We start from the raw sequence: 7341 nt of genomic DNA on the forward strand, positions 1-7341 counted from the left end.
TGCCTTGCCGCGCGTCATGACGACCGAGCCTGAAACCACCGCCCGCCTGCTGATCACCTGTCCGGATCAGCCGGGCATCGTCGCCGCCGTCACCACGTTTCTCTATCACCACGGCGTCAACATCACCGAGCTCGATCAGCACTCGACCGATCCCGAGGGCGGCCGCTTCTTCCTGCGTCTCGAATTCCAGACGCCGCATCTCGACGTGCCACGCAGCGCGCTCGAACGCGCCTTTCGCGAATCGGTGGCGAGCCGCTTCACGATGGACTGGCGCATCAGCTACGCCGCCGACAAGCCGCGCATGGCGATCCTCGTCTCCAGGCACGACCACGCGCTGATGGAACTGCTGTGGCGCTGGCAGCGCGGTGAGCTGCGCGTCGACATTCCCGCGGTGATCTCGAACCACGACGATCTGCGCGCCGAGGTCGAGCGCTTCGGCGTACCGTTCGAGCACGTGCCGATCGACGCCGCGACGCACGCCGAGGCCGAGGCGAAGATGCTCGAGCGGCTCGAAGGCAAGACCGACTTCATCGTGCTGGCGCGCTACATGCGGATCCTCTCCGCCGGTTTCGTCGCGCACTATCCGCACCGCATCATCAACATCCATCACAGCTTCCTGCCGGCCTTCGTCGGCGCCGATCCCTACCAGCAGGCCTACACGCGCGGCGTGAAGCTGATCGGCGCGACCGCCCACTACGTGACCAGCGATCTCGACCAGGGCCCGATCATCGACCAGGACACCGGCCGCGTCTCGCACCGCCACGAAGTCCCCGACCTGCGCCGCCTCGGCCGCGACCTCGAACGCCAGGTCCTCGCCCGCGCCGTGCGCTGGCACATCGAAGACCGCGTGATCGTCGACGGCAACAAGACGATCGTGTTCGCCTGAGCAATCAGGCTTTGTGCGCCGGTTGCGGGCGAGTGGCGCCTGCTGGTGCCTTCACACGGCCAGCGATAGCAGAAGCCCGCCGCACAATCCGATTGCAAAGGCCCATAGTGCCCAGACGTAGCGCGGCTTGAGTCGCTGCTCACCCGTTTTTGAATCGATATACGTCAGCATCGTCTTTGCCCCCGACGCGGTTGCGGTGATGGACCGTTGAACAAAAAAAGGGGAGGCTCGCGCCTCCCCTCAATGACGGAAATGCACTCCGCCGTCTGGTTACTGCTTACTGGAACGCCTTTTCCACACCCGTGCCGGCATCGTTCGGCGCGATCGGTGCGAACTCGGTCGTGGTGGTCGGTGCCGCGCTGGTGATTTCACGCAGTGCCGCATCGCGATCATCAGGGCCAATCAGCAGGTTCGGATCAACGGCGCTGGCGAAAGACTGGCCTGTCGCGACGTTGATGCGGTTGGTCGCTTCGATGGTTTGGCCCGCAGCGCCCGAGAACGTCACGCGGAGCACACTGCCCTGCTTGAGCGTGCGCGAAGCAGCATCGCCACTGACCGTCGCCGGGGTAAACGTGCCACCGATGAACGAGCCGACGTCGGCCGAGCTGACCGTGATGTTGGCATCGGGCACGCCGGTGTTGTCGACAGCAAGCACCAGGTGCGAAGCGACATACGCCGTCACTTCGGCGCCACTCAGCTTGCCGTTGACGTCGGTATCGGCCGCCGTCAGATCGAGCGGATGCGTGAACTGCAGGTCGACACTGAATGTCGTATTGCCCGCGGCAAGCACGCGGCCCGAGGTGAACACCGTCGAGCTGACCAGCGACTCAGTGAACGGCCCGAGAATGTTGGCGGCGTAGAACTCAGGCGCGTGAACGCCGAGGCCGTTAGCCTCCCAGCTATCCCAACTGTTGCCCGTTAGACCACCAATATCGCTGTTGTCCGCCTTGTCTTGGACGGTCTTGTAGCTCACGAGGCCATGCTTCGGCTTCACCGCGAGATTAGACTCGGCAAGAGCCGTCAGTGACTTGCCACCGACACGAAGCGCTGCGGCGGTCGCGTAGCTCGTTTCGCCGTAGGCCGTGCCGCCGAGTGCCGTGGCGGCGGCAATGCCGGCGGTCTCCGGGTTGCCGACCGGAATGACGATGATGCTATCGACCGTGTTGCCGCTGCCGTCGACGAAGTAGGACGCACGCTTGTCGGCCGGCACCGCAGACGCAGCGGCGAGCGCCAGATCAATCACGTCGCCGCTATCCTCGAGGGTGATCTGACCGACGTTGAGCTTCACCGGCTCATTGAACTGGAAGACCCAGTACGTGCCGTCGAAGAAGGCTCGCGTCATGACCGGCGGCGTGAAGTCACGCAGCTGGACCTTGGCCTTCGTCGCCGCACTCGCCGCGTTGCCGGCAAGGTCGGTGACACCCGTCAGATCCAGTGAGAGCTTCTTGCGTGCATCGGCTTGGAGCTTCTCGGCGGAATCGATGTCTACCTTGTAGACGAAGAACGACAGCCCTGGGCCGAACTCGGTCGAAATGCCAACCGGATTGCCTTGCGAGTCGACGCCCTGCTGGCCAGGGTTCGAGAAGACCGTGGTCGCGGCCGCGTCCGTCTTGAGCAGCGGCTGCGTGCTGGCGAGACCTTCGCTGACGTTGATGGCGATCGTGCCATGCACCGACGACAGGAAGGCCGCTGCGCCCGTGGCATCGTACTGCGTGCCGGCCGGGAAGCTGCTCTTCAGGTCGGCAGACGACAGGCCCTTGAGCTCATGCGAGCCGTTCAGCTCGTCGCCGGCATAGCCGTCGTTGATGGTGTCGTCGACGTCGTACAGCTGCGGTGTCACCGGATAGATGACGGTACCCGGCTTGGCGTTCTCGCCGCCCAGCACGAGGTTGCCGCCGGCACCATTGGCGCCGCCTTCGCCCTGCGAGGCCGCTGCCTCGGCGGCGGCCAGCTGCCAGAGTTGTGGCACGACGGTTGGCGCGATCTTGTCGAGCAGCGGCAGCGTGCCGACCGCGCTTTCCGAAACCACCGGCGCGCTGCCGGTGTCGCCGAGCGAGACGATCTTCAGCGTCTGGCCGGGCTCGACATTGCCAATGGCGATCTCGATATCCTGTCCCGTCTTGCCTGCGGTGACAGGGTACAAGGCCGGATAAGTTCCGTCGCCGAGCGGCTCATCGAGCGAAACACCGCCGCTGGAGGGCACGTTGACGGTGGGCGTGATGACAGTGACGCTCGGCGCCGCGAAAGTACCATCGTCATTGGCGAGCACAAAGGCGTAGCCGCTCGCCCCATTGGTGGTGAACTTCACCCGCGCCACATCGGTGTGAACGTCGCTGAAGTGGAAGGGGCCGGAGTAGAGGTGGCCGTCTTCCAGCGCGTCGAGCAGGCGAGCCAGATAGAGGCGGGATTCCGGTGCGTTCAGCTGCTCGATCGGGAAATCGGCGCCGCCGGCGTTCTCGATCGTGTCGGTCAGCGCGTCGCTGGACAGATAGTACTGGCTCGCCGTGTTGGTCGCGGTAAGGATGCGCGCTGGCGTGACTGGCTGCAGTCCTGTGACCGGCGGATTGTACGTCTTCAGCGTCAGGATCAGGTCGCGGTTGTCGGTGCTGTCCGAGTCGAACAGAACCTTGTCATTCGCTGGCGTGGCTACAACGAGCGCATTGCCCGCGACGTCTTCGATGTTCTCCTTCGAGATGTAGATCTTGATCGTCTTGTTGGCCGCGATCGGGCTGGCGGTCTTGATCGTCAGGGTGTTCGTGGCCAGATCCAGCGTCGGCGTGGCGGAGACAATGGTCTCGGTGCCGCCCGGATTGGCGACCGTTACCTTGATGACAGCGGTCGATGCTGCCGAGAGCTTCTCGCTGAAGTGGATCGTGAACGTATCGGTGAAGCTCGAGGCGAGCTCGCCGACGCCGCCGTTAGCGACGACCTCATCCACCTTCTGCACAAACGGCGCGATGCTGTCGTTGGTTGCCACCGGCGACGTGTAGATCAGGCCGAGCACCGTCGTGTTCGCGCCTTCAGTGGCCGTCGAAACCGGGCCGTACTTGTGGTCGTCGTCGAAGCCTTCGACGAAATAAAGTTCGGACCCGAGGATGAGATTCGAGTCGTCCGGCACATTGGTGAACGTGAACGAACCGTCGTCCTGCGTGACCGCAGTCAGAATGCTTGTCGCGTAGGTGACCGGAGCGACCGTGCTGTTCGGAAATTGCGAAACATCGCGGCCGAGGAAATCGAGCGTCAGCGTCTGGCCAGCGACAGCGGCGCCGGTCGTCGAGTCACGCAGCGTACCGACGACCTTGCTGGTCAGCGCAGGAATCTTGACCGTGCCGGTGCTGGCGGTGAAGCCATCGATGAAGACCAGCGGTGCATTCGTCTGTCCTCCGCTCACTGTGCCGCCGCCGGGCTGATCATTCACGACCTGCGCCTGCGGATAAACAGCGATCGTTGCATCGAGATAGCCGCTCGGCGTATCGACGAAGATCTGAATCGGCTGATTGTATTCACTGCCGGTGCTCGATCCCCCCGAATTGGCGACCGATTGCACGACCACGTTAGTGATCGTGAACTGACCTGCAGCGTTGGTGGATACGGATGCCTTCGGCTTGATGGCGCCGCTCTTGATGGCGGCCGCTTTGGCGGCGGCGGAGCCAATGGCTCCGTCGGCGATGTAGACCGTCGCGCCATTGATCGGATTTCCGTTGGTATCAACGATCTGACCGACCACTGTTCCCTTCGGTGCTGTGACGGGCGTCACAGTTCCGCCGTTGTTCTCGGTGTTCTTCGTGTCGTCACCACAGGCCACGATGCCCAAGCCGAAGGTCGCCGCCATTGCGGCGATCGCCAGCTTGCGGCCCAGTCCTTTTACCGCGTGCTCTGCAAATTGCATATGAATCTCCCAGCGAAAGTAAGTCCAGAGTTGCCGGTCAGTACCGCTTGGGTGTGAGCAACACTGCGGCTGCCGCAGTCGCTGGGAAATCCCAACCCCCCCCCAACCGCTGCGCACCGGGTAGCGAACAGACGGCGCAGTCTTTGTACCGGCGCAGTCCAGATCGATCATCACCTCGCAGGGTGACGGCAATTTTGTTGCGATCACGCAGACTCACGTCGCTGTTGGCAATATTCGCAACGAGCCGGCTTGGATGCGGCTCCTCCCGGGGGGGAATGGATGTCAGGGAATGAGAGTGCGATCTCGGCGGCAAAGCTGCTCGCTGAGGCGTTCGACGCGCTGTCCGTTGCGGCCGCCATTGTCGACAACGCCGACAAGGTCATCGCGATAAGCGCTGAGTGTCAGAGGCTCGTCGAAGCGCAGACATTCCTGAGAATGCAAGATAACTCGCTCGAGTGTGTTCAGGACAGTGACACCGAAAAACTGAGAGCCGCCATCAAGTCGAGTCGCGTCGTTGGACTTGCCTTGCCGTCTGAGCTAAGGACATTGACGTTTTCGTCCCATGCGGAAACAGCCAAAGTCACGGTCGCGCCACTGCTGCTCGACCATGCCGATATGAGCATCGACTCCCCGACGCTGATCGTGATCGAGAGGATCCCCAGGCAGGAATCGGCCCAACACATAGCACTCCGCGAAAAGAAGCTGACGCATGCGGAGATCGAAGTGGCTGCAATGCTTCTTCAGGGGAGACGCATGGCGGAGATTGCGGAGCGGCGGCATGTCTCGATCGAGACGGTCCGCTCGCAGGTGAAGACTATTTACTCGAAACTCGGAGTGGCGAATCAGGTCGAATTGCTTGCAACCATGCGACGGCACTGACCACGCAGGGCAGTCATCGCGCTTGAATACGTGAACTGATTCTCTGTGTCGCTGCGTGCGCTGGGGAACAATCGATGCCTGGACGTGGAGTGCAAAGGGCAATCGTTGTAGATCAAGGAAAGATCATGGAGCCGGCTTTGCGAAAACTGTTCGACTTAGCGAAAACACGAGAAATCGCGCTGTCTATTGTTGTGCCGTGCTCCGTGCGTCGTCGGCAGTCCCTCGGTCACCCCCGTCTCCGCTACCTCCCCAATTCGCCACCACTTCGATTCGACGCCTCATCATGCGATCGTTATGCGCTCGGACATGAATCGCTCGAGGGTGCGACGTATAGAGCGTCCTCCGACCACAGGCGCTCGGCTGCGTCGAAGCGCCTCCGCTATGGGCGTCGCTCCGTTGCAAGACATTCGGCGATGAACCTCGCCTTTCCGATGTGGCGAAGCTAAATCAATTTATCAGGATCGCCGACACACGTGGGAAAGCCATGATCGTTTCCAACAAGCTCCATCGCGAAAGCGCCGCTAATATTGCTGCGGCCTTCAACGGGATGCCGCTAGCGGCATTTGTCGCCAATGAGCTCGGCGACGTCATTGCCTGTAACGACGCCGCGAAGATGCTGATCCGCAGAAGGCAATGGGTCCGCCTGGAGAACGGACGGCTGGAGTTTCTCAACCCGGCGGATACACGACGACTGCATGTGAAGCTGTCGGATGTTCATCCCGCCAATCCCGGGAAGATGCAGATCAGTGGCACGGGAAGGGGAGGTGAAATGGCGGAGATCGCCGTTTCTCGTATCAGGGGCGGCGATTCGGCGTTCGGGCCTTCCGGCCTTTCGCTCATTATTATCAAGGTGCAGCGCTATGCTGCCGATCATGAAATTTTGTATGGCTTGCGCGGAGAATCGCTGACTCGAGCAGAGCTTGCCGTGGCCGAGCATCTCGTGTTGGGACGAAGAACTCTGGAAATTGCCAACATCAGGCAAGTTTCCGTCGAGACTATCCGGTCACAGATGAAGTCGATCTACGCGAAGTTGAATGTCCGCAACCAGATCGAACTGATGAAAGTTCTTCAGGCCGCCGCGGCCTAGGCAGCATAGAAGATCGGTGGCGCCGGCGATGGGGATACTTTCGCGCAGGTACAGGCTGAGTCTTTAATTTTCCAGGTTCGGCGCCGGTCGATCGGGCCGGATCATGAATTCGCGGCTTTTTGAGGCCGCTATTGATCGTGGGACTGGCGTTGCAGATCGCGCCTGCGCGCCTTCAAGTTCCGTCTTCCTCGCACGTTTCCAAGAAGCCTTTTCTGGTCCGGACCATTCGTTCGCGCTGTACAGTCGTGCGCGCAACTGGAGTGGCCGCGCTTCTTGCGGCCTGTGAGGATTCGTCGAGTGATAGCGTCTGATATGACTTCCGCCGTCAAGAACGAGAGATGAAGCTTTTGCTGTTTTCAGTTCATTGGGATTTCCGAATCCTCTGAAGGCGGCGCAGCCAGCACGCTCGACGGTTGCTCACGCTGATATTCGCGGGTTGGGTACCGCAGTGCTGTGATCCGTCCATGCGCCTGCCGCGGTCTAGGCTCGCGAGTCGGCGATGCTCTGCCGTCGCCTAACGCCAACGCGGATTGCGCACCTTCACCGGGCTGCGCCGCCGTCAAAAGACTCGTCCTCCTGGGATTTGGGTGTGGATGGGAT

The 7341-nt window shown here is 61.7% G+C and carries 4 protein-coding genes; 3 read left to right on the forward strand and 1 reads right to left on the reverse strand.

The features are described 5' to 3' along the window. Positions 1-16 precede the first annotated feature (16 nt). Positions 17-886, forward strand: a complete 870-nt coding sequence (purU, locus tag K344_RS0109310; RefSeq protein WP_028080442.1) for a formyltetrahydrofolate deformylase — start codon at positions 17-19, stop codon at positions 884-886. Positions 887-1163: 277 nt separating this feature from the next. Here the strand turns inward: purU and K344_RS0109315 are convergent, their stop codons facing one another. Further along, a complete protein-coding gene (locus tag K344_RS0109315; protein WP_157622856.1) occupies positions 1164-4775 on the reverse strand; it encodes a hypothetical protein in 3612 nt (1203 codons plus the stop codon). 249 nt (positions 4776-5024) lie between these two features. On the opposite strand from K344_RS0109315, the gene K344_RS22990 reads away from it, so the two are divergent. Then, positions 5025-5654, forward strand: coding sequence for a helix-turn-helix transcriptional regulator (locus tag K344_RS22990; RefSeq protein WP_211234510.1), 630 nt, complete (start codon positions 5025-5027; stop codon positions 5652-5654). A gap of 484 nt (positions 5655-6138) precedes the next feature. Continuing rightward, positions 6139-6741 (forward strand): helix-turn-helix transcriptional regulator, encoded by a 603-nt coding sequence (locus K344_RS0109325; protein WP_028080444.1) that lies wholly within the window; start codon positions 6139-6141, stop codon positions 6739-6741. Positions 6742-7341 lie beyond the last annotated feature (600 nt).

The organism is Solimonas soli DSM 21787 (assembly GCF_000474945.1).
Classification (GTDB): domain Bacteria; phylum Pseudomonadota; class Gammaproteobacteria; order Nevskiales; family Nevskiaceae; genus Solimonas; species Solimonas soli.